Origin of the sequence: Helicobacter cetorum MIT 00-7128 (assembly GCF_000259255.1) — a bacterium.
Taxonomy (GTDB): Bacteria; Campylobacterota; Campylobacteria; order Campylobacterales; family Helicobacteraceae; genus Helicobacter; species Helicobacter cetorum_B.
Window position 1 is genome coordinate 1,590,210 of sequence record NC_017737.1, and the last position, 22,078, is coordinate 1,612,287.

Consider the following 22,078-nt stretch of genomic DNA (forward strand, 5'->3'; position numbering starts at 1 on the left):
TAGCTTTACAAGTCCCCCCCCCCAAAGAGTGCTATTAAAAACCATTTTTATGACCTACTTTCTAGCATATCATCACAGATATGCTCATCTATGTTGATGTCAATTTTAGCCACTCTACCTAAAGTTTTTTCATAATCTTTAGCTAAAATCCCTTTAACACCTGGGCGTTTTACCCATGCGTTACTTTGAGTGATTTTCTCACCCTTTTTAATGTCTTTTATAGCAACCATAGTCGCAAAGGCAAAATCCCTTGTAACTTGCTCTTCATCAATTTTAGTTTTAGCACCACCACGCATTAAAAAAATCTCTTTAGCGCTTGTTACTAAATCTTTGGCCTCATTTTTGTCCATAGAGCAAATAATATCAGGGCCTTCTCTATCTTTGGTGTCTGTAAAGTGCCGTTCTACTATACTAGCCCCTAGTGCTATAGCACATTTACAAGCATTATTATTCAAGGTATGGTCGCTCAAACCTACCGGCACATCAAAAGCATTTTTTAAATCTAGCATAGCATTTAATCGCACGAGTTCAAAGGGTGTGGGGTAAAGGTTAGTGGTGTGCAAAAGCGCTAAAGGCACTTTGTCTATAATAGGGCTTACACACTCTTTTACACTTTCTAAATCATGCATTCCAGTAGATATAATCATAGGTTTGTTAAAACTAGCAATATGTTTTAAAAGTGGGATATTATTCATTTCGCCTGAGCCAATTTTATAGCCCACTACGCCCAAATCTTCTAAAAAATTCGCTGCCGCTCTGCTAAAAGGCGTGGAAAGAAAGATAAGTCCTTGCTTTTCAACATATTCTTTTAACTCCCTTTCATCACTTTTACTTAAAGCACATTTTTTCATAATCTCATAAATGCTAGATTTACTATTGCCTGGAATTACCTTTAAAGCGCTTAAGCTCATTTCATCTTCAATGATGTGTGTTTGGTGTTTTATGACTTCAATGCCAGCATTTTTAGCTGCATCTACCATAAGTTTGGCAATTTCTAAGCTACCATTATGATTAATCCCAATTTCTGCCACCACTAAGGGTAGCTCATTAGTGCCAATTCTTCTACTGCCTAGCTTAAAATCCATAAAATCCCCTATTCAATATTGGTATAGAGTGCCACCACATCATCATCATCTTCAATTTTATCTAGCAATTTCTCGGTAAGCTCCATTTGCTCATCGCTCAATTCAATAGGGCTTGTAGCGATGCGTTGTAAGCTTGCCTTTAGAATAGGTAGATTCAAGCTTTCAAACCCTTCATTTAAGTGTTTAAAACTATTGTAATCCCCCCTAACAATAATCTTATCTTCTATTTCTTCTAATTCTTCTAAACCATAATCAATTAAAGCAAGTTCTAAATATTCAAGGCTTAAATTGAGCTTTTCTACTTCGCTCTTTAAACATTCAAACACGCTTTTTCTGTTAAACATAAACTCCAAAGAGCCATTAGGCACGATACTTGCTCCTTGAGTTTTGTTAAAATAACTTTTGAGATTAGCAATGGTTCTAGTAGGATTATCTGTCATGCACTCCATAACAATTAGCACGCCAAAATTCGCCTTGCCTTCATAAGTGATTTCAGATAAATTTCCCTCTTTACTCGTGGCTCTTTTAATGGCTGCATCAATATTATCTTTAGGCATGTTTTGTGCCTTAGCATTCAAAATGGCTGTGCGAAGCTTTGCGTTAGTAGTTGGGTCGCTCCCACCTTCTTTTGCTGCTAGAGTAATGGCTTTAGCAAGCTTAGGAAAGACCTTGCTCATCTTATCCCAGCGTTTTTCTTTAGCGGCTCGTCTGTATTCAAATGCTCTTCCCATTTAATTCCTTTCTTAATAAAATTGCCACTTCTTTGGCATGATAGCTGATAATAATATCTGCACCCGCTCTTTTAAAGCAAGTCATCGTTTCTAATAGGGTGTTTTCATAATGGATTAAGTTGTGCTTTTGAGCAAGTTTTAACATCGCATATTCCCCACTCACATTATACACCGCTAAGGGTAGTAAAGTATGATTTCTAATCTCTCTAACAATATCTAAATACGCTAAAGCGGGCTTTACCATTAAAATATCCGCCCCTTGCTTTTCATCTTCTAAGCTTTCTAAAAGGGCTTCTTTTCTGTTGGCATAATCCATTTGATAGCTCTTTCTATCCCCAAAACTTGGAGCGGAGTTGGCCACATCTCTAAAAGGCCCATAATAGCTACTAGCAAACTTAGTAGAATAGCTCATAATAGGCATATGCGAAAAACCTGCACCATCTAGGGCTTTTCTTAAACTTAGCACATTCCCATCCATCATGTTGCTTGGAGCAAGCAAATCTATTCCACTTTCTGCTAAGATTAGTCCTTGAGCGTTTAAAATCTCTAGTGTTTTATCATTAGCTACACAGCCATTTTCTAAAATCCCACAATGCCCATGCTCAGTGTATTCGCAAAAGCACAAATCCGCCACAATAGTTAGATTAGGAAATCGTTTTTTAATTTCTCTAGTTGCTTTGGCTACAATATGATTTTCATTTAAGGCATGGCTACCTAGTGTGTCTTTTTCTTTAGGTATGCCAAAAAGCAAGATTGTATTTATGCCTAAACTTTGTAATTCTTCGCACTCTTTTAAAACATGCTCAATACTCATTTGATACACTCCAGGCATGGAGCTAATCTCATTTTTAATGTTATTGCCTTCTATGACAAACAAGGGGGCGATAAAATCTTGTGTTCTTAAATATGTTTCAGCCACTAAAGAGCGTAAATTAGCACTAGCTCGTAATCGTCTCAGTCTTTTAAACATCATCTCTCTTTTGAAATTTTTTAATATTGTATCTTTACTTCTCTTAAACAATCCCTTAAATAGCGCATTTGCACATTTTTATCCAAGCACCATTTAGGCGCAATCAAGGTTTCATCACAAATTCCTGCACTTACTCGTTGCACCACCACTTCATGTGGAATGATTTTAAGCGACTTGGCAATAAGCTTGGCATAAGTCTCTAAACTAATGGGTGTATAATGTCCCCTTTTATGCATTATTTCTAAAGCAGTGTCTTTAACCACATATAAAGGGTGTATTTTAATCCCATCAATCCCCCATTCTAAAACGCTTTTTAAAGAATGTAACATCATTTCTTCATTCTCTTTAGGGAGTCCATAGATTAAGTGCGCACAAACTTTAATGCCCCTTTTTCTAACTTCTTCAAACAATTCTTTAATACCCCCACTCAAATGCCCCCTATTAGTGCGTTTTAGGGTTTCATCAAAGACTGATTGCACGCCAAATTCAAGCCAAATTTCTTTATTTTTAGCCAGTTGCTCTAAATAATCTAAAAGCTCTTTTTGAATGCAATCAGTGCGTGTGCCAATGCTCAAACCCACAACTCCCTCAAAAGATAAAGCTTTTTCATAAAGAGCTTTTAAGGTATTTAAAGGTGCATAAGTGTTGGTATAAGATTGAAAATAAATTAAAAATTTTCTTACCTTGTATTTTTCTTGGTATTTATTAGCGTAATCATAAAATTGCTCTTCAATTTGTGCGAGTTGCTTGGATAACAAGGGGTTTTCTTGTATTTTAAAATTCATGCTTAAAGGAGCGTTTTTCAAATCATTATAACGCACTAGATTGGGCGAAAAACTCTCATTTTTGCAATAAATACACCCCCCCTTAGCCACACTCCCATCAATATTAGGGCAAGTAAAGCCTATTAAAGAAATAGGGACTTTACGCACCCTTTCTTTATAGATAGACTTAAAATAGCGTCCTATAGTTAAAACTTTTCTCAATTTAATCCTTTCAAATATTTCCCATCAAAACATGATTTGCAAAAAGGTGCTTGAATGCTCTCTTCTAGCCCCTCTAAAGATAAAAATCCTAAGCTATCTGCTTGAATATATTCACGCATTTCTTCAATAGAATGATTAAACCCAATTAAATCTTTGGCATTAGGCGTATCTATCCCATAAAAACAAGGCGCAATCACAGGAGGCGAACTCACAAGAAAATGCACTTTTTTAGCCCCAGCATTCTTTAAAATTTTAACAATTTGTTTGCTTGTAGTGCCTCTTACTAGCGAATCATCAATGACAATAATTTCCTTATCTTTAATCACAGCACCAATAAGATTAAGTTTTAATTTTACCTTTAATTCCCTATCCTCTTCTTTTGGCTCAATAAAGGTGCGCCCTATGTAGTGATTACGCACTAAAGCAAATTCTAAATCAATACCACTCTCTTTAGCATAACCTAAAGCACAAGGCACACCACTATCTGGAATAGGCACTACTATATCTGCTTTAATTTTATGTTCTTTGGCAAGTTGCTTACCCAATTTTTGGCGCACTATATAGGCATTTTGAGAAAAGACCTTACTATCTGGTCTAGCAAAATATATCCACTCAAACACGCAAGGGCGAGGTTTAGATTCAAAAATTTGCCTAGAAGTTAAACGCACTTCTTGGTTTTTTAACTCAAAAGTAAGCATTTCGCCCGGTCTAATCTCTCGCTCATACTTAGCCTTAGTCAAATCAAAAGCACATGATTCACTCGCAACCATATACGCCTTTGAGCCATCTTGATTTTCTAGGCTTGCTAAACTTAGGGGGCGTAATCCATAAGCATCTCTAATGGCAATAAGCTTATCTTTAAAAAGTATGACTAGCGCATAAGCCCCCTTAACTTGATTTAAGGCATCAATCACACGCTCTTCTATACTAGATTTTTGACTTTGAGCAATAAGGGGCATTAAAACTTCAGTATCCATATGACTTTGAAAAACCACGCCCTCACTAATAAGTTGTCGTCTCAAAATTTCAGCATTAGTCAAATTCCCATTATGTGCGAGCGCAAAATCCTCTTTAGTGTGCGCAAATAAAGGTTGGGCATCCTTACTAGACTCCTTGCCTGCAGTAGAATAGCGATTATGCCCAATACTTGCAAAACCCTCTAATTTTTCCAAATTGACAAAAACTTCTGTAACTAAACCGCTATCTTTAATTGTAAACAGGCGTTTATGATTACTCACGCTAATCCCACTTGCCTCTTGACCACGATGTTGCATAGAAAATAGCGCATAATAGCTTAAAAGTGCTGAATGAGGCGCATTAAACACGCCTACAACCGCACACTTCTCTTTCCAAGAATAAATCAAAGGCTCTTTAGACTTAATCAATTCCAAAATAAACCTAGTTTACCTACGCTTTGATTGGGGGGGGGGGGGTAACTTCTTCTTTGCTATCTAAAGTGCAAAAACTATTTAGAGCACAATCATGAATAGTAAAACAATTACGCCCCTTAGCATAATGATAGCTCAAACTTAGCCCCATAGCATCTAAGGCATTTTTAATAATATACATGCCAAGCCCAAAACCATGCGCCTCGCTAGGATTATCGGATTTAAAATAAGGTTGCAAATACTTGTTAAAATCTTCTTTCAAAGGCTCACCATTATTAGATACCACTAAATCACACCCAATAAAATCCACATAAACTTGTCCATCGCTACCATATTTAATCGCATTATCTATCATGTTTTTTAATACAATAGCAAAAAGGTCAAAATCTGCCTCAATAATATAATGAGAAAGGTCTAAATGAATGGGGCTTGTCTTATTTTCATCAATTAAAAGCATTTTCTCAATTTTATCCATTAAATCACTGATTAAAAACTTTTCTTTATTGCTTTTATAATTTTTAGAAGAAAGTTGCTCAATACGAGCAAACTGCTCAATTAGCATATCAAGGTGCTGAAAAATAGTCAAAAAACGCTTTTTTGGCACACCTTCTTCTAACATGGCTACAAGAATTTGCCCCTTAGCAATAGGCGTGCGTAATTCATGCATAATGGAGCGTAAAAATAAAATGCGTGATTCTTTTATAGCATTAATTTTTTGAATACAATTATCAAACTCATTAGCCAAATCACCCACCTCATCATTTTGATTACTATTGCAACGCACACTCGCATCACCTTGTGCAAAACGGCGCACTAAAGCACGCAATTCTCTTATAGGCAACAAACTTTGTAATACAAATAAAAAAAGTAATAAGATTAATAATAGTCCAGCAGAAACCGCAAAAAAATAGTTCTTGTATGACACTTCAATAAAATCTTTATAAAGCACAAATTTTTCATTCTTCTTTAAAAGAATGAAGATTTTATCGCTAAACTTAATCACTTCAGCATGACCATTTTCATCATGATGGATAATTTGATTGCGCCTTTTAGACAAAATATATTCTAAGTTTTCTTTTGTGGTCTCTCTAAAGCCAAGCTTATAAAGATAACTTTCCACCGTAGCATAATCATGGTGGCTTGAGAGAATTTGATTGATAGTTGTAACAAACTGATAATGACGCATTTCATTTTGATAGTCTTCATGACTCATTTGAGAGCGCAAGAAATAATAGGCAAACGCTCCAAAACTAAAGAGCGTCATAAAAAATAAAAGCACAACCTTTGCAAAAATTGAAAGACGCAAAACCCTTCTATGCTCCTTAAATAGAATAAAAAACTAGAATCAATATTCTAATTTATAGCCAATCCCTCTAATAGATATAATATGCTCAGGGTGTTTTGGGTCTTTTTCAATCTTAGAGCGTAAGCGACCAATAATCACATCAATGCTTTTATTAGAGCTCTCAGGATTGATACTCTCACTCTCAATCGCAATAGACTCACGGCTAAATACATAACCCTTTTTACTAATCAATAATGAAAGGATTTCATATTCTGCACGAGTTAAATCTAATTTTTTATCCCGCATATATACTTCTCGGCTGTCTTTATCTACCCTAAAAATACATAAATCATCATGATGAGCGATTTCTTCTCGTTTATTAAAGCGTCTAAGCAACGAATGAATGCGTGCTAATAGCTCCTTAGGGTCATAAGGCTTAGGAAGATAGTCATCAGCACCATAATCAAGAGCCTTAACCTTGTCTTCAACATCACTTCTTGCTGAAGAAATGATAATAGGAATGCTCTTTTGTTTAGAAATGCGCTTACAAACTTCAAGCCCATCTAAATTAGGTAAAGTCAAATCCAATAAAAGCAAGTCGTAATGTTGTGTATTAACCGCACTAATACCGGTATATGGTTCATCATAATTAGTTACTCTAATCCCATGCTGAGATAAGTATTCGCTCAAAATTTCGGCTAACTCAATATCATCTTCTATCATTAAAACTTCTATCATAACTAAACAAGGCTCCTTAATTCTATTCCACTACATCTTAGCACTACTATAGCTAATAGGCTTAAAATAGGCATTCTAAATGCCATAATAGCGTTCCTAAAGGCGAGATTCTAACATCTTTTACTAAACATAAACCTTAATCTTTATGCTCCAAAAGCTTTAAACGCCTTTCTAGCATACTAAGCTGATATTCCAAAAAACGCACCACTAAGTCCAAACGCTCTAAGGCTTGCTCATTTTTTAAAGCACGCATTCCTTCAAATAAAACTAAAGTGCGCTCTTGTAATTGTGTTAAAAAAACTTGCTCGCTAGAGAGATTGTGTGTGTTTGTTTCTAAAGTCTTAAAAGGCGCTTTTAACTCCGCTAAACTAGATTCTTGACTAGGCTCTTTAAGGCTTAAATGCGAAATGTCATTTTCTTGTTTTTCATATAAAAGGTGGGTTTCTTTAAGCGTGCTTTCTATCATCTCTTGCAAATTAGGGGTAGATGATGGCTGTTTTAATAAGGGTTTTGAGCTTGGTTGTGTGGACTCTTCTAAGGTTGTTTGGGAGCTTTCTTTTGACTCTATCACATTATCTAAGTCCTGCAAAAAACGAGGTGTTTTAAAAAACGATGGCTCAGCCTTAGTTACATCAAAATCTTCGTTGAGCGATTTTGCCACTTTTTCAATTTCATTGAGAGTTTCTGAAATAATGTTTTTTAGTTCCATTTTACAAGCCATTCTTCTAAATCTTTTAAGTCTTTGCCACTCTTAAAATTAAGGATAAAGCGTTCCAAATTTATTGAAGAATCATTAGGAGCTTTTATATCTTGCTTCTCTTCATCTTCTTTGATACTACATTCAACAATATTTTCTTCATTGTCATCTTTTTTTTCAAAAGCTATTTTTTCTTTCAAGCGCTCAAGATTTTCTAAAGCTTGCGTATGGTTAGGATTTTTCTTTAAAATGCCCTCATACACTTTTAATGCCTCATTATAAAAACCTTGCTCTTCATAAATATTTGCCAATGTAATGGTCTCTAAACCCAAAATCTTTCTCTATATTTTTAATTTTAAGATGATACAAATTACCAAATCGCTACAAACAAGCTTTATCACCCCCAAGCTATATTGAATACCCTAAAAGGAGCAACTTTAAACTTAATATTCCACTTGCTTATTTCACCACATAAGGATACCCTATCTTAGTTGAAGTTAGTATTAATCCCCTACTAAGCCCTAAATTTCTGTGTAATGATTTAAACTTTTATAAAAATGACCGATTTGTGCTGTGAATGTGATTTTAACAACAAGGATAAATATGATTAAAAAAATTGCTTGTATCTTAAGTCTTACAGCAAGTTTGGCAATAGCAGGCGAGAAAAGTGGTTTCTTCATGGGTGCTGGTTATCAGCAAGGTCGTTCTGGTCCTTATAACCATAAGTATTCTGATTGGAGACATGGCACAGACCTTTATGGTTTGAATGCTAAGCTTGGTTATACCGGTTTTGCTAATAAATGGTTTGGTGCTAGAATTTATGGCTTTTTAGATTGGTTTAACACGAATGCCGATAGCAATGGCAAAAAAACTAATCTATTAACTTATGGTGGTGGTGGTGATTTAATGTTAAACATTATCCCACTTGATAAATGGGCGCTAGGCGTATTTGGTGGTATCCAATTAGCGGGTAATACTTGGATGTTTACTAATAATGTCAATCACACACAATTCCAATTTTTATGGAATGTAGGTGGAAGAATGCGTATTGGAGAGCATAGTGCGTTTGAAGCAGGTGTTAAATTCCCTATGATTAACCAACAAAGCAATACGCAAAAGGGACTTATTCGCTACTACTCTTGGTATGTAGATTATGTCTATACTTTCTAATTGATGCCTTTAATCCCCCAAGTTTCAGCTCTTTAAAACAAGTTTATAAGCTTGAAATGAGGGGTTTTTCCATTTTAAGCCATTTGTATTGCAAAAGAGTTAATTAAATAAAGAAAATTCACCTTAGTTTAGCTATAATGCGTTGCTAGGTTATGTTGAGTTTTTGTTTGAAAAAGTAGCGCTAGTTTAGCTTGCTTTAATCAAACTTTCTTGGTTAAACGACCTAAAAATGGCAGTGTTTTATTCAATAAGCTTTCAAGCACGATTGAAGTATTTGTATTATTGATTTCTTAAAGAATAAAATCTAAAAATCCAACCAATTCTTTAAGCTCAGTTAAACCAGACTTAAAGAATTGAAAGCAAGGTTCTTTCATGGAAAATAGCACGCTTTATATGATTATTGTTGGTTTGTGGCTCTCTGTAGCCTTTGGTCTGTTTTTAAAAAAAATGGATATGCCTGTTATTATTGGCTACATTTGCACAGGGACTATCCTATCTGCCTTTTTTAAAATTGATGACTTTGATTTCCTTTCTGATATTGGCGAGTTTGGCATTGTCTTTTTAATGTTTATGATAGGCATTGAGTTTAATTTTGACAAGCTCAAATCCATTCGGCAAGAAGTGCTTGTTTTTGGACTTTTGCAAGTAGTTTTAAGCACGATTTTAATTTGTCTTTTAGGGTATTATCTTTTAGGGCTTTCCTTTGTCTTTGCGCTTGTTTTAGGCATGGGCTTTTCACTTTCTTCTACGGCCATTGTTTTAAAATTCTTTGAAGATTCTAAACAGCTCAACACCCCTATGGGAAAAAGCGCTGTGGGGATTCTCATTTTTCAAGATATTGCAGCCATTCCTATGCTCCTTATTTTAACCATTCTTGGTAGCCACAATTCACATATAAGCTCCCTTTTAATTAAGACTGCTATTTCAGCAAGCGTAATTTTATTTACTTTGCTTTTTTTGGGTAAAAGGGGGGGTAATTGGATTTTAGGGCTTGCTAGAGATAGCCATTTACCAGAAATTTTTATAGGAACTATTTTAGTGATTGTCTTTAGTGCTGCAGGACTAAGCCATCTTTTTGGATTCTCTATGTCTTTGGGGGCATTTATTGTGGGTATGGCAATTTCTAAATCACGCTATAAAATCAATGTGCAAGAAGAATTTTCACAACTTAAAAATCTCTTTTTAGCGATTTTTTTTATTACTATAGGCATGCAAATCAACATTAAATTTTTCATAGAAAAGTTTTTTCTTGTCATCATTCTTTTAGCTTTGGTAATGAGCTTTAAAACCACTATCATATATTGGATTTTACGCTTTTTTAGAGACTCAAAAACAGCCATAAAAACTGCCCTTTCCTTATCGCAAATTGGGGAATTTTCCTTTGTTATTTTCTTGCATTCTGGAACACACCAACTCTTTAACCTACAAGAAAATAAAGGACTTATGGGATTTTTACATGAAAGAAATATCTTGCATACCACACAGAGTGAAATCCATCAATTTTTAATCTTAATGGTTGTGTTTTCTATGCTTGTAACCCCTTTTATTTTGAAATATTTAGAGCCTTTGAGCCATTTTGCCTTACATGGACGCTTTTTTGATAAAGATAAGGATAAGACCAAATAGACATGCATAAATTCTTAAATATTAACTTGTGTTATGCGTGTTATGTTACAATGACAGCTCAAAATTATTTAAATAAACGATTAAAAGGGATACTATGAAAGAAAGCCAATGGGATTTAAGTGCCTTATTTGAGAATAAAGACAAGGCAGAAGATTTTTTAAAAAACCTAAAAACAGAGGTGCTAGAGTTTGAAAAAAACTATCAAGGCAATCTTAAAAGCCTCAATGCCAATGATTTTAATACAAGTCTCATACAATACGAGGAACTTTTAGAAAAGATTTCTCGTGTAATGACTTATGCTTATTTATTGTTTGCAAGCAATACTCAAGAGACCAAATTTTATTCCAAGTGTGAAATGGCTTGCACCGACATTCAGCAACATATCTTATTTTTTGAAAATGAATTTATTAATTTGGATTCTAAAAAACAAGAAACTTATATGAAAAAATCCAAACAATACGCCTTTTTCTTACAAAAACTCATAGAGAGGAAACGCCACACTCTCAACTTAGATGAAGAAAAAGTCGCTTTAGCACTCTCGCCTGTAGGCGTAGATGCGTTTAGTCGTCTTTTTGACCAACATTTATCATCGTTAAAGATTCCTTTTGAGGGTAAAACCCTAAGCGAAGAAGAAATTTTAGCCCTTTTATATAGCCCTGAGCGCAAAAAACGCAAAAAATCCCAAAAAGCTTTTAGTGCCAAATTAGCCAAATCACGCCCCTTGCTTACTTATATCCTTAATATGGTGCGCAAAAACTTGCATATTGAAACCAAATTAAGAAATTATGAAAGAAAAGAAACTTTTCGCCACCTAAACAATCAAATCTCTCAAGAAAGCGTAGATAGCATGCTAGAAATTACTAATGCAAATTTTTCATTAGTCCATCGCTACTACCATAAAAAAGCCAAGCTTTTAGGGCATAAACTCAAAGATTATGACCGCTATGCACCCTTAGATACAAATAGCGCACAAATCCCCTATTCTCAAGCCTTACAAGAAACTCTTGATACTTTTAAGGAATTTTCGCCTAGTTTTTATAAGATTGCCTCTAAAGCTATTGAGCAAGGCTGGGTAGATTCACACCCAAGAGCATTCAAACAAGGGGGGGCATTTAGTCATAGCGCTGTGCCTAGCGCACACCCTTATGTGCTATTAAATTATACCGGCAATCGCCGTGATGCTTTCACTATTGCGCATGAATTTGGGCATATGGTGCATCAAGAATTATCTAAAAAACAAGGGGTTTTAAACACAGATACCCCCTTAACGACTGCAGAAACTGCCTCTGTTTTTGCAGAAATGCTTTTATTTGAGCATTTAAAAAAGAATCTTAAAGAAGAAGAGTTGGTCTTTGTGATTGCAAGCAAACTAGAGGATATTTTTTCTACCCTATTTAGACAAGTGGTAATGACTAATTTTGAGCGCAGAATCCATGATATTGAAGAGGAAATGGACGCCAAAGATTTTGATAAAATTTGGTATGAAGAAAATGAGCGCATGTTTAAAGATAGTGTCAAATTGACTAAAAATTATCGCTCTTGGTGGAGCTATATCCCCCATTTTATCCATACCCCATTTTATTGCTATGCTTATAGCTACGGACAGCTTTTAACCTTAGCTTTGTATGGTCTTTATAAACGCAGTGATTCTAAAAAGTTTATTAAAACTTATACAGAATTTTTAAGCCTAGGAGGCTCAAAAAGTCCTAGAGAGCTAGTTTTGATGTTTGGCTTTGATATTGATAGCAAAGAGTTTTGGGAAATTGGTATGCAAGAAGTAAGAAATCTTTTAGAAGAATTTGAAGGGCTAGTGGCATGAAAAAAGAATTTGAGCTTTTAAACAATCGTAATTGCATAGAACATCTGCAATTTCTATCCAAGCACCATTTAAATTTCAATCTTTTATGCGAGAAGGACAAAATCCACTTCTCCCCCAAACTACCCGAAGAGATTTATAAGAAATTTGGCAATTTTGTGCTGTTTGTTCTAGCAGGATACACCTTAGAAAGCTTAATGATTCATAAAGAAAGCGTGCAATTTGAAGCAGGCTTTGGACATGATAATATTGGAAGTATTGTTCAAGTCAATATTAAAGGCATTATACAAATTATCGTTAAAGATAGAGTTAGCACAGACAATGTCCCTCTCTTTAGCCGTTTTGATGCTAATCGCTTATTTATAGACCAAGAAGAGCAAGAATTGCTTAATTCCAAGGAGGCTCTTTTTTCAAATTCTAAAAATCGTGCGATTTTAGAAAATTTGCACAACCCCCTATAATCATAATTTAAAGGACAACGCCTATGAGCATTTTAAAATTGCATTTAAAAGTTTTTCGTTTTGAGGTAAAAAAGGATTATAACCCCGCTTATGTGTCCTATTTCTTGGAGTATCAAGAAGAACAACGCCTTTTAGATATTCTCAAACAACTTCAAGGTGTGGGCTTTAGCGAACCTATTGGTCTTAAAATCAATCAAATTGCTGTTTTTGAAAACGCTCAACTGAGTGATTTAGTAGCATTTTTTGGTAAAGAGTGGGTGCTAGAGCCCCTTTCTAAACGCTATGCCTTGAAAGACTTAATCATTGATGAAAAAGCTGTTTTAAAATCATATGAACCCTTTTTTAATCAAATGACCTTTTTAAGTGCTGGCGAAAAAGAAGAGTTAGAAAAATATTTGCGTATCAATTTTATTAACCCCCAAGAAAACCCCAAATACCTAGGCGATGGCTTTTTCTTGTATATCAAATGGCTCCTTAAGCGCTATCCTAGCCAACAAAACAAACTCCTAGAAGTGATTGCTAATCCTGAAGATGGCGTGATGAATTTTTTAAGTATTGCACCCTATCTTTACCCCAAAGATGACAATATTGACCATGAAATTTATGAATTACAAGAAATCCTTACTAATTCCAAAATCAACCCTTGGCAAGATTTTTCTAAAAATCTTTTAAGCCTTTATCAATTCAACCCTAAGCCAAACATTACTCAACATGCTCCAAAGACTTGCGCCCTTTTTAATGCCTATGCCAAGCATTTAGACACTAGCGCCCTTTTAAAAAGCTCTAAGCTCTATTTGGAAAAAATGGGGCAAAAAGTGATTGAATTACCCTTTTGCTATGATGGCTCTTATTATGGAAAGATTGTCAATACACGCCAATTTCTCCTAGCTTGTGCGTATAATCTTGCCCTTGCAAAAGCTAGTAATGTAGCGTTAGTTTTTTGCGAAGAAGATGCGTATTTAAACATCTTACATGCCAAAGAAATCCTAGATAACAATGATGAATTGATAAAATCTATCAACGAAGAGTTGAAAAAATATGAGCTTATCTATAAAAAAGATACTGAAGTAGTCTATCTTAACGAATGGATTGATGAATTTTTAGCTTGGGAGCTAAAAGCCTCTTTTAAAGAATTTTCAAGCGCAGTGTTCTCACGCTTGCCCTATCAAGGCAAATTGCTTAATAAAATCCATCTTAAAACCCATGCATTCTTAGAGTCTAATCAAAATTATGCCCCTCTTTTAGACATCAACAAAACTAGTGCGCTAACTCAATGCGCCAATTTACGCTATATTGGGATTGATTTAGGAGCGGATTTTTTAATCACGCATTCCTTAGAGCTTTTTAATACTTTTGAGACTTTGGGTCTTAAGGCCTCAAAAGCGTATAAGAGAGACTATGACAACACACCAAGTTTATTTTTAGCTCAAGTAGCACTCATAGCTATGGGCGAAAAGAATCAAGAGATTCTAGGGCTTAACTCTCATTATAATAAAATAGCGTTCCTTCAAGCGTGAAGAGTCTTTTAAAAATAGTTCTAGCCTCTATTATTGGAGGCACTTGGTATACGCTCAATGGAGTGGGTTCTGAGGTGGTTTCAGTAGGGATTTTTGTTTTAATTCTTTTTGTCTTTTTTATCCGCCCTATTAGTTTCCAAACCCCAGAAAGAAGAGAAGAGTATATCCAACGCTTAAAAACTAACTATGAAAGAAAAATGGCTCTACAAAACAAGCAAAAAGAAGAGCAACTGCGCCTTACTCAAGCTAAAAAAGAGCGTGAAAATAAAAAACGAAAAGAATTAAAAGAACAAATAAAAAAATACCAATAAAGGACTTTTATGGAACTTATCCTACTTATCATTGCTGCGATTGCACTCTTATATTTTTATAATACCCTCAAGGAATATCTAAAAAACCCCTTAAAGCCCGCTCCAAAGCAAAATAATTCACTAGAATATGACTTGAGTAATGACCCCTATGTATCACAAGCTGACCCTTTTGAAAAGTTTAAGCAAAGTCAAGCAGGAGTTTTTTTAAGACTTTTAAATCATTTAGAGCCTCAAAAAAATATGTTAGACAGCTCTTTAAGAACGCTTTTTATAGATGAAGTTAAACAGCCCTTAAGCGCAGAAGAACAAACCCTAGCTACACAATTACTCAACAAAGAGACTGAAAGCCTTGAATCACTATGTCAAGAAATCTCTAATCATGCACATGGAGAATATCCAAAAAAAGTGCGCTTAGTAGAGTTTTTACTCCTATTAGCATATGCTGATGGTAATTTAGATTCTAAAGAAAAAGACATGCTTATTGATGTGGCAGCGTTTTTAAAAATAGATAATCAAGATTTCAACCAACTTTATGATAATTTTGAGCGTTTCAATCAAATTGAAATCCCTATGACCTTAGAAGAGGCAAAGACCCTATTTGAACTGCAAGAAGAAAGCTCTTTAGAAAACTTAGAACAAAAGGCTCTAAATCTTGTTAGCCCCTACTATCATAAAGCAACCAATTACAAGCATTACACTGAAGAAGATTTTATCTCTTTAAGAAAAATCGCTCTTGCGAGTATCCTTGTCAATCAAGAATAATCCTAGCTAAATCTTGCGTGCCTTATAAATAGGCAACAGCAAGATGACACTCACCAATAAGCAAATCCCACAGAGATTAAAAAGCCAAAAATAGCCAATTTTTTCTAAACTAAGCGCAAAAATATATGAAAATAGTGCTTGAAAAATAGCAAAATTCATGGTTAAAAAGCTACAAGCCCTAGCAAAATATCTAGCCCCCACAATCTCTAAGACCATCATATTTCCCAAATTAACATTTGCAATAGTGGTAGCCCCCATAATAAAAACTGAAAGATTTAACCAAATCATTTCATGGGTAAAAGCACCTAAAAAACAAGAAAAGGCTTTTAAAATAATCATCAAAATATTTGCGCTTGTTGCCCCAATTTTATAACCTATTATCCCACTTACTAGAGAGCCTACAAAAGCACCAAAGCCAAAAAACGCCCAGGAAACTCCTGCTACATGCGAATTAATATGCAAGTCTCGCACCAAGTAATCCACCCAAAAAAGCGTATGGGGCAAAAACCCAATCGCATTAAGCCCATAAGAAAGGATAAGTAACCATAAATGAAAAGGCACTTTAAAAGGCATTTTTTCTTTGCTTGTTTGTGATAAGGAGTAATTTTTTAAAGCTATTAAACTCACTAAAAAAGCTATAAATCCTACTCCTCCTAACATAAGCCATGCCCATTGCAAATCAATAAGAGCTAATGGAGGCAGAACAAATCCGCTAAAAATAGCCCCTGCTCCAATCCCACTAAAAATAAACCCCCCTATTACAGAACGATAATTTTCTTTCACATAAGGCAAGCATAAAGGTGCGAGTAAAATCATCAATGACGCACTAGAAACCCCTCCTAAAAAACGCCATATCCAAAGCCACATAAAGGGCAAATTCTTCCACTCACATGCTAAAAAACTCAATGCAATAACCAAAAAGCTTATTTTAGCAATCCCCTCTAAAGAAAAGAATCTACTCAATATATTAATAAGCACCCCTCCAAAAACATAGCCCACTAATACAGCAATGCCTAGCTGAAAACTTTGTGCTTGGCTTAAATGCCCCTCTAATATCAAAAAAGGAATCATTACTACATAGCCAAATCTTGCCAAGCCATTTGCCATAAAAGAGCCTAAAAAACAAGAAAAAATACGCGCTTTCATATTGTTACCATATCTTAATAATTTAGTTTTATAGTGTATCCAAAAGAATAAAATTCTTAAAAAATCAAGTCCTTTTCATTCAAATCTTATCTGCAAAATACATTTTTAAATACTAAATCACAGCACTAATTTGATAACAACTCAAAATAAAATATAAAAGATTGTATAAAACTTAATTTTACCTACTAAAAAGCCCTTTTTAGCAACAAGACCTTAACATGCAACATATTTAGACAAATTTTTGATTAAAGGCGCTAGGATAAATAATTGTTAAGGACATAGAAAAATCTTTTAAAAAGCCATAAGGCAAAATAAAAGACTAGCAATGCCCTTTAATAGCTAAACATATCTATCATAAGCCCCAAGAGATATTAAGCCATATCTCAAAAACACTCTTTTATTGTTGGTTTTCTTTTTGAATTGCTCTTAAGGCTTTTTGGATTTTTTTATCAGTATGATAACCATTTGTTGCAACAATCGCCCATACCATCGCAGGTATCCAACCAATGAGCGTCATTTGTAAGAGCAAACAAATCAAATCACACCGCTAATGTATCTTTTAATCGTAAAAAATACAAACCAAGGAACAAAAAAAGCAATAAAATAACGCATAAGTTTTTCCTAATATTTTTACTTGCTAACAGATTTTGACACTAGATTACCTTCTACAACTGTGCAACCCACTGTGGCTATACCCCACAAATAATCTGTTGTTTCGTTATAAACGGTTGTATTGATGAGAATATCGCCCTTTAAATCCTTTTTTTCTTTGGCGTTAGAAATCGCTTTATTAGTAGCTAATGCGACTCTATTTTTTAATATTCCACCAAGAGGAATACCCAACACACTAAACACACAAGATTTTCCCACTGTATTAGTATGCAAATCTCTATGGGTTTGTTCGCCTAATTTTGCATACCCACCATAACTAACACTACAACCACTAATAATAAGAGAACCTAAAACTAAGCTACTAAGAGAGAGAGAGAGAGAGAGAAAGGGTTTTGACCTTCATAAAAATCCTTTAAAAATGAAATTTAAGATTCAAATTATACCAAATTATGGATAATTTTAGTTTTTATAACATAATAAGCGTAAGAAAGCTTGTATAAAAATTAAGTTTTAATATTAAAGCATTAAAAACAATAGCACACTTAAAAAAGCTTGTTAAAGAAAGGAATTGGTTGCGGGAGATGGATTTGAACCACCGACCTTTGGGTTATGAGCCCAACGAGCTACCGGACTGCTCTATCCCGCGATATGATACTTTGAAGTATAGAATGGCTGGGGTGCAAGGATTCGAACCTCGGAATGCCAGGACCAAAACCTGGTGCCTTACCGCTTGGCGACACCCCAAACTGAATTAAGACTGACATTATATACAAACTTTATACTAGAAGTCAAGTAAAATTATAAAATTCTTGTTATAATTCTTGTTATGCAAAAGGAACAAAAGGAATTTGACCCATTAATTTATCAGCGCTATCTCAAAAAACAACAAGAGTTCAAGCTTTTTCAAAGTATTGGCGAAAAATCAGCTCTCAAAAATTTGAAAACCAAGCTCAAGCAACGCCAAATCATTCATAACTATATCACACAATCCTTAGAGGACTTAAGCAAGGGTTTTAGATATGCTAGAATCGAACAACAAACCCTAAAAATCTTTTTTACCCATACAAGCTATTTAAAAGCCTTTAAAATACAGGAAAACTACTATACCAACAACTTGAGAGCTCATTTTTTAGAAACCAAAAAAATGCTTGAAAGCTTGAATTATTCTTTGCTTTTCACACGCATTCTTGCAAGTGTTAGAGAAAAAACCTATCAAAAACCCCATAACGCTCCTAAGACTATAATCCCCCCTATTACCATTAACATTGATTTTAATACGCAAAATTTAAGCGATTTTACTAAAGAGCAATTTCTAAAACTCAAACAAACTTTAGAAAAACATCAAAAACGCTCATAATATACACAATTATTGCTACTCTAATTTGACCTAAAAAAACCCATTAATTCTTTCTTTTAGAATTTTTTACTATAATTCTTTTTTGAAATAGTCCATTTCTAGGATAAATCATAAATATGAAAGATACACACAATGATTTCCACAGTTATTACCCCCCCCCCAGAAAAAACTCAACAAAGTGAGTTAAATGAGTATTCTCATATTCCTATAGCTTTTGCTTTTGACAAAAATTATTGCATTCCTTTTGCAGCATGCCTTCAATCCTTTTTAGAATGTATTGCTAGGGCAAACAAACAAGTCTTTTACTCCTTGCATGCTCTAGTAGTGGGTTTAGATGAAGATGATATTCAAAAGCTCCACCAAATTGCAGAGCCCTTTAAAGAAATGGCTACTTTAGAAATAAAAAATATTGAGCCTTTTTTGGACACTATCAAAAACCCATTTGATGAAAGTTTTACCAAACGATTTTCAAAAATGGTTTTAATTAAATACTTTTTAGCAGATTTGTTTCCTAAATATTCCAAAATAGTTTGGAGTGATGTAGATATCATTTTTTGTGAAGAATTTAGCAAAGATTTTTTAAAAATAACAGAAGATGACAAAAATTATTTGTATGGTGTCTTTGATGGCAAACAACATGTATTAGAGGGATTTTTATTCTGCAACTTAGCTTTACAAAGAAAAAATCATTTTACACAAAAAATCCAAGAAATTTTGCATGCTCAAGAAGTTACCGAAGAACCGCACTTGACTGACTGGTGTTGGCCATATATAGGGCAACTTGGCATAGAGTATTGTGTTTTTCCCTCATACTATATCTTAAATCAAGAGAATGAACTTTTTCTTTATGAAAGACTTTATGATAACTATTCAAAACATGTCCAACAAGCCTTAAAAAACCCCATTATTATCCACTACGATGGTTGGATACATGCAATAAAACCTTGGGATAATCCCTTAAGCATGAAAGCTAATCTATGGCTAAACACTTTAGCTAAGACTCCTTTCTTTACAGATTACACAGAATTATTGCAAAAAAATACAAATTTTTATGGCAAAATTATTAGCAAAGACTATTACTTTCCTTATTACGCAAGCTATACAGATACCATTTTAAAACCTCTCTACCTATTTTTTCAAAACTATTCTGCTTATTTGAAAGAACGGGTTTTTTGTGAAGAATTTTATATGAGAGTAATTAAAATCCCTTTAAGCAAAACTCTTAAAAGACTTAAAATTCATAGGGCTTTAAAAAAGATATTACTAGCACTAAAAATTATCAAATCAAATGCAAACTAATAAAACCATTAATATTAAGAACGCTTATAACGATAATACGCCGAGCATGCCCCTTCAGAGCTCACCATACAACTTCCGATAGGATTTTGTGGGGTGCAGACTTTAGCAAATAAAGAACAATCTAAAGGCTTAGCAATACCTTTTAAAATCTCTCCGCACTTACAAGCCTTATTTTCTTTGGGGGTCTTGTGGCTTAGATATTGGCTAAATATTATTTCAGCGTCGTAAGAAGCGTATTTTTCTTTGAGTTTTAAGGCAGAATGCTTAATTTTTCCTAAGCCACGCCATTCAAACTCTTCTCTTACTTCCATGCACTCATTGACTAAACTTTGTGCCTTTAAATTCCCTTCAAAAGTAACCACTCGCTTGTATTGTGTCTCTAATTGGGCTTCTTTGTTTAGAGCTTGTTTGACTAGCATAAGCACGCTTTCTAGCACATCAACGGGTTCAAAGCCACTCACCACAATCGGTAGTTTAAAACGCTCCACTAAGGGCTGATAAATCTTAGAACCACTAATCACGCTCACATGACTTGGAGCTAAAAGAGCGTTAATTTGACACTCTCTATCTTCTAAAATCGCACTCACGCTTGGGGGCACTAAAACATGGTTAATGTGGAAAAAAAGGTTGTTAAGCTTTTCTTTTTTGGCGTTGAGCAAGACGCTAGCACTCATAGGCGTTGTGGTTTCAAAACCGATAGCAAAATAAATGACTTTTTTATCGGGGTTTTCTCTAGCGATTTCTAAGGCTTGCATGGGTGAATACAAAAAGCGGGTGTCTAGGCCTTCTTCTCTTGCTTTAAGCAAGCTTTTATAACTTCCAGGAACTTTCATCATATCCCCCAAAGTGAGTAAAATACTATCTTTGATACAAGCAAGCTCATAGGCCTCATCAATGCGTGCTTTTGGCATCACGCATACCGGACAACCCGGCCCATGCACAAACTCCAAATTCTTAGGCATTAAATCAGTAAGCCCGTATTTCATCAGCGTATGCGTATGCCCTCCACATACTTCCATAATGACTAATTTTTTAGGGAGTTTTAAAGCTAGTTTTTTTATCTCACTAACAAGAGCTAGGATAGTTTGCTTGTCTCTAAAGGGTGTGATAAAATGACTAACACTCATTATTATCCATTTTGGCTATCATTTCTTGGTATAACTCAATAGATTCTAAGGCCTCTTTTTCATCAATCTTGCTCATCACATAGCCAATATGTAATAGCACATAATCGCCCACATTCACAGGCTCACCCATTAAATCAAGGCTCGCCTCTCTTTGGACGCCCAAAGTCTCTAAAGTAGCCACATTATCACAAATGGCTACCACCTTAGAAGGAATGGCTAAACACATTAAAATGAATGCGTGGATTGATAATTTTCACGCTTTTTTTCTAAAAGGAAATTTTTAAAATTTTCTAAACTTTTAGGGTCTTTGGAACTCATCAGAAAAATAGGCACATTAGGCTTTAATTTTTGCATATCTTCTTCTACTTGAGACACTCTGAAATTAAACACCTCAATCATATCCGCCTTGCTAATGATGACTGCATCCGCACACATAAACATCGTAGGGTATTTTAACACTTTATCATCACCCTCTGGCACTGAGAGTAAGACAATATTCATAGCCGCCCCTAAATTATAGCTTGATGGGCAAACCAAATTCCCCACATTTTCAATGATTAAAAAGTCGCTTTTTTCTAACGCTCCCTCATTTTTTAGTAAATCAAACGCCCCTTCAATCATTGCAGCTTCTAAATGGCACGCTTCACCGGTAGTGATTTGATGAGCGCTCACGCCTTTTTTACGCAATCTGTCCGCATCTCTATTAGTCTGCAAATCGCCCTCTACCACACAAAACTTAAAGTCTTTGAAATCTGCTAAGTTTTCTAGCATGGTGGTTTTACCACTACCAGGTGAACTCATAAAATTTAAAACATAAAGCCCCTCTTTTAAATAACGCTCTTTCATTTCAGCGGCTTTGATGTCATTCTTGCTTAAAATCTTTTCAACAATTTGAACATCTTTCTTGCTCAAATTAGGGTTATTTTGCAAAGATTCTTTTCGTTGTTCGCTCATAATTTTGTTTCCTTTTTCAAATAATTAAATTATTCTAACG

At 34.7% G+C, this 22,078-nt stretch carries 24 protein-coding genes and 2 tRNA genes; 9 read left to right on the forward strand and 17 right to left on the reverse strand.

Features of this window, described 5'->3' with window-relative positions:
* Window positions 1-47 precede the first annotated feature (47 nt).
* The 9 genes from neuB to HCW_RS10035 all read right to left on the reverse strand — a co-directional run bounded on the left by neuB (window position 48) and on the right by HCW_RS10035 (window position 8,212).
* Window positions 48-1,085, reverse strand: a complete 1,038-nt coding sequence (gene neuB / locus HCW_RS07290; RefSeq protein WP_014661586.1) for an N-acetylneuraminate synthase — start codon at window positions 1,083-1,085, stop codon at window positions 48-50.
* 8 nt (window positions 1,086-1,093) lie between these two features.
* Entirely contained in the window at window positions 1,094-1,816 is a 723-nt protein-coding gene (locus tag HCW_RS07295) for a YebC/PmpR family DNA-binding transcriptional regulator (RefSeq protein WP_014661587.1), read from the reverse strand.
* On the reverse strand, window positions 1,800-2,786 hold the full coding sequence (gene hemB / locus HCW_RS07300; protein WP_043902835.1) for a porphobilinogen synthase: 987 nt from the start codon (window positions 2,784-2,786) through the stop codon (window positions 1,800-1,802). The genes HCW_RS07295 and hemB overlap by 17 nt, the downstream gene beginning before the upstream one ends.
* A 20-nt stretch (window positions 2,787-2,806) precedes the next feature.
* Window positions 2,807-3,772 (reverse strand): TIGR01212 family radical SAM protein, encoded by a 966-nt coding sequence (locus tag HCW_RS07305; protein WP_014661589.1) that lies wholly within the window; start codon window positions 3,770-3,772, stop codon window positions 2,807-2,809.
* Complete coding sequence (purF, locus tag HCW_RS07310; RefSeq protein ID WP_014661590.1) at window positions 3,769-5,163, reverse strand: amidophosphoribosyltransferase; 1,395 nt, start codon at window positions 5,161-5,163, stop codon at window positions 3,769-3,771. Before purF ends, HCW_RS07305 begins: the two co-directional genes overlap by 4 nt.
* Window positions 5,164-5,179: 16 nt before the next feature.
* Entirely contained in the window at window positions 5,180-6,466 is a 1,287-nt protein-coding gene (gene arsS / locus HCW_RS07315) for an acid-sensing histidine kinase ArsS (protein WP_014661591.1), read from the reverse strand.
* 39 nt (window positions 6,467-6,505) lie between these two features.
* Window positions 6,506-7,183: a response regulator transcription factor gene (locus tag HCW_RS07320; RefSeq protein WP_014661592.1), complete on the reverse strand. Its 678-nt coding sequence runs from the start codon at window positions 7,181-7,183 to the stop codon at window positions 6,506-6,508.
* Between the two features lie 136 nt (window positions 7,184-7,319).
* Window positions 7,320-7,892, reverse strand: a complete 573-nt coding sequence (locus HCW_RS07325) for a CiaD-like domain-containing protein (protein WP_014661593.1) — start codon at window positions 7,890-7,892, stop codon at window positions 7,320-7,322.
* The gene (locus HCW_RS10035; RefSeq protein ID WP_014661594.1) at window positions 7,883-8,212 is read right to left on the reverse strand and encodes a tetratricopeptide repeat protein; all 330 of its coding nucleotides are present in this window, start codon (window positions 8,210-8,212) and stop codon (window positions 7,883-7,885) included. Before HCW_RS10035 ends, HCW_RS07325 begins: the two co-directional genes overlap by 10 nt.
* A 271-nt stretch (window positions 8,213-8,483) precedes the next feature.
* On the opposite strand from HCW_RS10035, the gene HCW_RS07335 reads away from it, so the two are divergent.
* The 7 genes from HCW_RS07335 (at window position 8,484) to HCW_RS07365 (ending at window position 15,543) form a co-directional block, all read left to right on the forward strand.
* Window positions 8,484-9,050 (forward strand): outer membrane protein, encoded by a 567-nt coding sequence (locus HCW_RS07335; protein WP_014661595.1) that lies wholly within the window; start codon window positions 8,484-8,486, stop codon window positions 9,048-9,050.
* A 372-nt stretch (window positions 9,051-9,422) separates the two neighbouring features.
* Window positions 9,423-10,676 (forward strand): cation:proton antiporter, encoded by a 1,254-nt coding sequence (locus HCW_RS07340; protein ID WP_014661596.1) that lies wholly within the window; start codon window positions 9,423-9,425, stop codon window positions 10,674-10,676.
* Window positions 10,677-10,770: 94 nt separating this feature from the next.
* Window positions 10,771-12,495 carry a M3 family oligoendopeptidase gene (locus tag HCW_RS07345; RefSeq protein ID WP_014661597.1) on the forward strand — a complete coding sequence of 575 codons (1,725 nt, stop codon included), beginning with the start codon at window positions 10,771-10,773 and terminating at the stop codon, window positions 12,493-12,495.
* Window positions 12,492-12,953: a hypothetical protein gene (locus tag HCW_RS07350; RefSeq protein ID WP_014661598.1), complete on the forward strand. Its 462-nt coding sequence runs from the start codon at window positions 12,492-12,494 to the stop codon at window positions 12,951-12,953. Before HCW_RS07345 ends, HCW_RS07350 begins: the two co-directional genes overlap by 4 nt.
* Before the next feature lie 23 nt (window positions 12,954-12,976).
* Window positions 12,977-14,470 carry a DUF5644 domain-containing protein gene (locus tag HCW_RS07355; protein ID WP_014661599.1) on the forward strand — a complete coding sequence of 498 codons (1,494 nt, stop codon included), beginning with the start codon at window positions 12,977-12,979 and terminating at the stop codon, window positions 14,468-14,470.
* On the forward strand, window positions 14,467-14,781 hold the full coding sequence (locus HCW_RS07360; protein ID WP_014661600.1) for a hypothetical protein: 315 nt from the start codon (window positions 14,467-14,469) through the stop codon (window positions 14,779-14,781). Before HCW_RS07355 ends, HCW_RS07360 begins: the two co-directional genes overlap by 4 nt.
* A gap of 9 nt (window positions 14,782-14,790) precedes the next feature.
* Window positions 14,791-15,543 (forward strand): TerB family tellurite resistance protein, encoded by a 753-nt coding sequence (locus HCW_RS07365; protein ID WP_014661601.1) that lies wholly within the window; start codon window positions 14,791-14,793, stop codon window positions 15,541-15,543.
* A 6-nt stretch (window positions 15,544-15,549) separates the two neighbouring features.
* On the opposite strand, the gene HCW_RS07370 is transcribed toward HCW_RS07365, so the two are convergent.
* The 5 genes from HCW_RS07370 to HCW_RS07390 form a co-directional block, all read right to left on the reverse strand.
* Entirely contained in the window at window positions 15,550-16,689 is a 1,140-nt protein-coding gene (locus HCW_RS07370; protein ID WP_014661602.1) for a YbfB/YjiJ family MFS transporter, read from the reverse strand.
* Window positions 16,690-17,086: 397 nt separating this feature from the next.
* Window positions 17,087-17,227 (reverse strand): hypothetical protein, encoded by a 141-nt coding sequence (locus HCW_RS07375; protein ID WP_196794364.1) that lies wholly within the window; start codon window positions 17,225-17,227, stop codon window positions 17,087-17,089.
* A gap of 92 nt (window positions 17,228-17,319) precedes the next feature.
* Window positions 17,320-17,544 (reverse strand): hypothetical protein, encoded by a 225-nt coding sequence (locus tag HCW_RS07380; protein WP_014661603.1) that lies wholly within the window; start codon window positions 17,542-17,544, stop codon window positions 17,320-17,322.
* Window positions 17,545-17,870: 326 nt separating this feature from the next.
* Window positions 17,871-17,947: transfer RNA gene (locus tag HCW_RS07385), tRNA-Met, on the reverse strand.
* Between the two features lie 23 nt (window positions 17,948-17,970).
* Window positions 17,971-18,045 (reverse strand) — tRNA-Gln (locus HCW_RS07390).
* Window positions 18,046-18,127: 82 nt separating this feature from the next.
* On the opposite strand from HCW_RS07390, the gene HCW_RS07395 reads away from it, so the two are divergent.
* The gene (locus HCW_RS07395; protein WP_014661604.1) at window positions 18,128-18,658 is read left to right on the forward strand and encodes a hypothetical protein; all 531 of its coding nucleotides are present in this window, start codon (window positions 18,128-18,130) and stop codon (window positions 18,656-18,658) included.
* A gap of 132 nt (window positions 18,659-18,790) precedes the next feature.
* The gene (locus tag HCW_RS07400; protein WP_014661605.1) at window positions 18,791-19,957 is read left to right on the forward strand and encodes a glycosyltransferase; all 1,167 of its coding nucleotides are present in this window, start codon (window positions 18,791-18,793) and stop codon (window positions 19,955-19,957) included.
* A gap of 14 nt (window positions 19,958-19,971) precedes the next feature.
* Here the strand turns inward: HCW_RS07400 and hypD are convergent, their stop codons facing one another.
* From hypD to hypB, 3 genes are read right to left on the reverse strand one after another with little or no spacing between them, the layout of a single operon-like run.
* Window positions 19,972-21,084: a hydrogenase formation protein HypD gene (gene hypD / locus HCW_RS07405; protein WP_014661606.1), complete on the reverse strand. Its 1,113-nt coding sequence runs from the start codon at window positions 21,082-21,084 to the stop codon at window positions 19,972-19,974.
* On the reverse strand, window positions 21,074-21,310 hold the full coding sequence (locus tag HCW_RS07410) for a HypC/HybG/HupF family hydrogenase formation chaperone (RefSeq protein WP_014661607.1): 237 nt from the start codon (window positions 21,308-21,310) through the stop codon (window positions 21,074-21,076). The genes hypD and HCW_RS07410 overlap by 11 nt, the downstream gene beginning before the upstream one ends.
* Entirely contained in the window at window positions 21,310-22,038 is a 729-nt protein-coding gene (gene hypB / locus HCW_RS07415) for a hydrogenase nickel incorporation protein HypB (protein WP_014661608.1), read from the reverse strand. Before hypB ends, HCW_RS07410 begins: the two co-directional genes overlap by 1 nt.
* Window positions 22,039-22,078: the final 40 nt, after the last annotated feature.

Bases quoted from the DNA above. Each gene is read 5' to 3' on its own strand.
- HCW_RS07410 (WP_014661607.1), bottom strand. From the start codon at position 21,310: ATGTGTTTAGCCATTCCTTCTAAGGTGGTAGCCATTTGTGATAATGTG.
- HCW_RS07400 (WP_014661605.1), top strand. From the start codon at position 18,791: ATGATTTCCACAGTTATTACCCCCCCCCCAGAAAAAACTCAACAAAGT.
- HCW_RS07335 (WP_014661595.1), top strand. From the start codon at position 8,484: ATGATTAAAAAAATTGCTTGTATCTTAAGTCTTACAGCAAGTTTGGCA.
- HCW_RS07370 (WP_014661602.1), bottom strand. From the start codon at position 16,689: ATGAAAGCGCGTATTTTTTCTTGTTTTTTAGGCTCTTTTATGGCAAAT.
- HCW_RS07350 (WP_014661598.1), top strand. From the start codon at position 12,492: ATGAAAAAAGAATTTGAGCTTTTAAACAATCGTAATTGCATAGAACAT.
- HCW_RS07355 (WP_014661599.1), top strand. From the start codon at position 12,977: ATGAGCATTTTAAAATTGCATTTAAAAGTTTTTCGTTTTGAGGTAAAA.
- hemB (WP_043902835.1), bottom strand. From the start codon at position 2,786: ATGTTTAAAAGACTGAGACGATTACGAGCTAGTGCTAATTTACGCTCT.
- neuB (WP_014661586.1), bottom strand. From the start codon at position 1,085: ATGGATTTTAAGCTAGGCAGTAGAAGAATTGGCACTAATGAGCTACCC.
- hypB (WP_014661608.1), bottom strand. From the start codon at position 22,038: ATGAGCGAACAACGAAAAGAATCTTTGCAAAATAACCCTAATTTGAGC.
- hypD (WP_014661606.1), bottom strand. From the start codon at position 21,084: ATGAGTGTTAGTCATTTTATCACACCCTTTAGAGACAAGCAAACTATC.
- HCW_RS07325 (WP_014661593.1), bottom strand. From the start codon at position 7,892: ATGGAACTAAAAAACATTATTTCAGAAACTCTCAATGAAATTGAAAAA.
- HCW_RS07340 (WP_014661596.1), top strand. From the start codon at position 9,423: ATGGAAAATAGCACGCTTTATATGATTATTGTTGGTTTGTGGCTCTCT.
- HCW_RS07365 (WP_014661601.1), top strand. From the start codon at position 14,791: ATGGAACTTATCCTACTTATCATTGCTGCGATTGCACTCTTATATTTT.
- HCW_RS07295 (WP_014661587.1), bottom strand. From the start codon at position 1,816: ATGGGAAGAGCATTTGAATACAGACGAGCCGCTAAAGAAAAACGCTGG.
- HCW_RS07345 (WP_014661597.1), top strand. From the start codon at position 10,771: ATGAAAGAAAGCCAATGGGATTTAAGTGCCTTATTTGAGAATAAAGAC.
- HCW_RS07320 (WP_014661592.1), bottom strand. From the start codon at position 7,183: ATGATAGAAGTTTTAATGATAGAAGATGATATTGAGTTAGCCGAAATT.
- HCW_RS07395 (WP_014661604.1), top strand. From the start codon at position 18,128: ATGCAAAAGGAACAAAAGGAATTTGACCCATTAATTTATCAGCGCTAT.